1 protein-coding gene and 1 pseudogene are annotated in these 4,568 nt (G+C 43.1%); both read left to right on the top strand.

What is annotated here, in order from left to right:
* Positions 1 to 57 precede the first annotated feature (57 nt).
* Positions 58 to 2,550 (top strand): annotated as a pseudogene (locus tag V7K21_RS30490) (aminotransferase class III-fold pyridoxal phosphate-dependent enzyme); the annotation flags it as partial.
* A gap of 14 nt (positions 2,551 to 2,564) precedes the next feature.
* Positions 2,565 to 4,490 (top strand): type I polyketide synthase, encoded by a 1,926-nt coding sequence (locus V7K21_RS30485; protein WP_335179840.1) that lies wholly within the window; start codon positions 2,565 to 2,567, stop codon positions 4,488 to 4,490.
* Positions 4,491 to 4,568: the final 78 nt, after the last annotated feature.

Genomic DNA, 4,568 nt, shown 5'->3' with positions numbered 1-4,568 from the left:
ACTAGTAATATTGTATAAAATATTTAACTCATACGTAATGGGTGATTAGCGATCGCACCTTTTTTAGCCGACCTCACAAAATCGCATTGCTCCCCCGGCACTTGGATAACCCCAGCACAAGCAACAGATCCGAAATACTGGGTAAAGCATTTACGCCAAACAGTGCGCTTTAGTGAGGGAATTGCCGAATTGCTGCAACAGCCAAAGCGAATTCTTTTAGAAGTTGGTCCTGGGCAGACATTAAGTACCTTAGCTAACAAACAATCATGCGCCCAGCAGGTAGTTCTTTCTTCACTAAGACATCCACAGCAGCAACAATCAGATGTAGCGTTTTTACTAAATACATTGGGTAGACTCTGGCTGGAGGGAATAAATGTGGATTGGTCAGAATTTTATGCCGATGAAGAACGTCATCGTATTCCCTTACCAACATATCCTTTTGAGCGAAAAAGATACTGGATTGAGCCTATCTTAGTTAATGATCACAATCCATCGCCTAAAAAGGAAATTTATGTGTCTCAACCAGAAGATGTCATAACCAACTCAATCAAAGCTCCAGATACGCAAATAGTCAACCAAAAAGACGAGAAACCTATAGCAAATACAGCTATTGAACAGATAATTTCACAGCATCTTCAGGTGATGTCTAAACTGGTAGGCTTATTACCACAGGCAAGTTTGCCCAGAGAAGTTTTGCCTTCATTGGAAGCTATCCAACCTCTTCATCTACATGAGCAAATTGCTCAAACCTCAATTAATGGTGCGTTTAGTGTAAATCAGTCTACATCTACTAAGTCAGAGTCTGAGCAACAAATCAAAAACCGAAAAATTGCTCTTACACCTAAAGTTGCTTCTCAACAAATCGAGAAAGAATCGATGATGTTGAGTCCCCGCCAGCAGAAACATCTGGATGCTTTAATTGCACGTTTTGTCAAGCGTACCCAAGAATCCAAAAGACTTACCCAAGCTTATCGTTCTTGCCATGCCAATAGCAGGGCAGTATCAGGGTTCTTTCCTTTTATTAAGGAGATGATATATCCAATCCATGCAGAGCGTGGGGAGGGTGCTAGACTCTGGGATGTAGATGGGAACGAATATGTAGACATTTCAATGGGGTTTGGTACGCTTTTATTTGGTCATTCGCCATCTTTTGCGATCGCAGCCATCCAAGAGCAGAGCAAGCAAGGTATACTAAATGGCCCACAATCGCGTCATGCAGGTCAGCTAGCTGAGTTAATTTGCGAGTTAACGGGTGCAGAACGGACAGCTTTTTGTAACGATGGCACAGAAGCAGTAATGGGGGCTGTACGCATAGCACGTTCTGTTACGGGACGCTCAAAAATTGCTTTATTTGCTGGTTCTTATCACGGCGGTTCTGACGCAGTTTTGGTCAAAGGAGTAACAACCAACGACGGAACGCTGCGTTCTGTGGCGATGACTTCAGGTATTCCATCATACTTGGCAGAGGATGTGATGGTGCTGGAGTATGGTACTCCCGAATCTCTGAATATTCTTAAAGACCATGCTCATAACTTAGCAGCAATTTTAGTTGAGCCGATACAAAGCAGTCGCCCAGATTTGCAGCCCAAAGAGTTTCTATTTCAGTTAAGACAATTGACTCAAGAAACTGGAACTGTTTTAATTTTCGATGAGGTGGTTACTGGCTTTCGGATGCACCCAGGTGGCGTTCAAGCTTTATGGGGTATTCAAGCAGATATCACGACTTATGGTAAAGCTGTTGCTGCTGGCATCCCTATTGGGGTAGTGGCTGGCAAAGCTGCTTTCATGGATGCATTGGACGGAGGTATGTGGAACTATGGAGATGAGTCTTACCCCCAGGTAAAAACAACTTTTTTTGCTGGTACTTTTTTCAAGCATCCTCTGGTTATGGCTGTCGCCTGGGCTGCACTCAATCACATCAAGAACAGTGGTTACAAACTTCAGGAGGAGTTAAATCAACGGACAACACAATTAGTCGAAACTCTCAATAGTTACTTTGAACAAAAGCAAGTACCGATTCAAGTCGTTAATTTTGGCTCTCTCTTCCGTTTTGATTGCCAGACTCAACTTAGTAATTTACTTTTTTATCACTTGCTTGCAAAAGGAATTTATGTCTGGGAAGGACGCACCCTTTATCTATCTACCGCTCATACAGATGAAGATATTGAACAGGTGATTTTGGCGGTAAAGGAAAGTGTAGTTGAAATGCAAGAAGGAGGATTTTTTCCCTCTGAACAGATTTCAAAAAACGGTAAACAGATGATGAGTAATCCAACTTTTACTGGCTCATCCTTAAACTTAGTTACTGAATCTCTCTCGGTTACTTCAAACGCAAAGTCCGCTGATGATTTGTTTGAAACCCTGGTTGAGCAAATGCCTGATGCTTTGGGGAATACTAATGCCGTTTACCGTAAAAAGGTTGAGCAAACTATTGGTAACATTTGGCAAGAACTCTTTGATTTTGACAACGTGAACATTCATGACAATTTCTTTGAGTTAGGAGGTGATTCTCTAACAGCCCTTCAAGCTATTTCTTTGTTAAATAAAAAATTCAAGACGTTATTGTGACTTTTCATAACCCCAATATTAGAGAATTAGCAAGCGATGTGGAAATTAGTCTGGGAAATCATCCCGATTATCTTCCCATGCGCGTCTCTTTCAAATTAAATTTAACTGGGCCAAGTTATGCAGTCCAAACTTCCTGTTCCACTTCTTTAGTTGCTGTCCACGTTGCTTGCCAAAGCTTGCTCAATTACGAATGTGATATAGCCTTAGCAGGTGGCATTTCGATATTGGATATGCAATCAAAAGGTGGCTATCTCTATCAAGAAGATGGGGTTTTGTCTCCTGATGGACACTGCCGCGCCTTTGATGCTAAAGCAAAAGGAACTATTTTCGGTAGCGGTGTAGGAATTGTGATTCTCAAGAGGTTAAAAGATGCTCTTGCTGATGGCGATCGCATTCATGCAATAATTAAAGGCTCTGCCGTCAACAATGACGGTTCTTTGAAAGCTGGATTCACAGCTCCTAGTGTAGAAGGTCAAACGGACGTGATTGCAGAAGCCATAGCCGCTGCTGGGATAGAAGCCGAGACTATCACTTACCTAGAAGCACATGGGACAGCAACACCGTTAGGCGATCCTATAGAAATTAAAGCTCTGACAAAAGCTTTTCGTACCAGTACACTCAAGCGCGGCTTCTGTACGATCGGTTCAGTGAAAACCAATGTTGGGCATCTAGATGCGGCGGCTGGGATCGCAGGCTTAATTAAAACGATTCTGGCTCTCAAACACAAACAAATACCACCTAGCTTACATTGTGAGCAGCCCAATCCTCAGATCGACTTTGCCAACAGTCCCTTCTATGTTAGTACCACACTGGCGGAATGGAAATCGGGCAGAATTCCTCGCCGGGCTGGAATTACTTCTCTTGGTTTTGGTGGAACCAACGCCCATGTGATTGTAGAAGAGGCTCCTCTGATTGCAGCCTCTAGCGTTGGGCGAACCCATAAGTTGTTAATGGTGTCTGCAAAAACCAGTTCTGCTTTAGAAACCGCCACAGTAAATCTAACAAATCATCTTAAGCAGCATCCCGATATGAATCTGGCTGATGTGGCTTACACTCTCCAAGTTGGTCGTCAGGCTTTCAACCATCGCCGGATACTGGTGTGTGATGATATTGATGATGCAGTTGAAGCACTGCCTACTCTGGAAGCTCAACGAGTTTTTACCCACTACCAACAGCCCTGTAATCGACCCACTGTATTTATGTTTCCTGGACAGGGAGCGCAGTATGTGAATATGGGTTGGGAGTTGTACCAGAGCGAACCCAAGTTTACTGAGGAAGTTGATCGCTGCTGTCTGATTCTAAAACCTCACTTAGGGCTAGATTTACGAGATATTCTTTATCCCAGCGAAGCACAAACCCAAACAGCTACACAACAATTAACACAAACTTCTATTAGCCAAAGTGCGCTATTTGTCATTGAGTACGCCTTATCCAAATTGTGGATGTCTTGGGGTGTGCTACCAGAAGCGATGATTGGTCACAGCATAGGGGAATATGTGGCAGCAACTCTTTCCGGGGTTTTCTCCCTCAAAGATGCTTTGGCGCTAGTAGCAGCAAGAGGACAACTGATGCAGCAAGTTCCAGTAGGTACTATGCTCTCCGTTCAACTTTCTGAACAAGAGGTGCAACCCCTGCTCCCAAAAGAGCTTTCTCTTGCGGGAATCAATAGTCCTTCCTTATGTGTTGTTTCTGGTTCGACAGATGTCATCGATAAATTGCAGCAGCAACTACAAAAGAAAGATGTAGGCTGTCGAAAGCTGCATACGTCCCACGCTTTTCATTCTCAGATGATGGATTCCATCATTGAGCCATTTACAAAGTTATTACAAAAAGTCAAGCGAAATCCACCTCAAATTCCATTTATTTCCAACGTAAGTGGCACTTGGATTACCACAGCACAAGCAACATCGAATAAGTCATAGTAACTTTGTTTTGACTCATAAACCACTTCATACTCGAAGGCTAGTTTATACTCCAATTCCCCAAGCTCTTAGCAGTCT

Origin of the sequence: Nostoc sp. (genome assembly GCF_036919595.1) — a bacterium.
GTDB lineage: Bacteria > Cyanobacteriota > Cyanobacteriia > Cyanobacteriales > Nostocaceae > Nostoc.
This window is presented reverse-complemented; position numbering and strand designations above follow the sequence as displayed.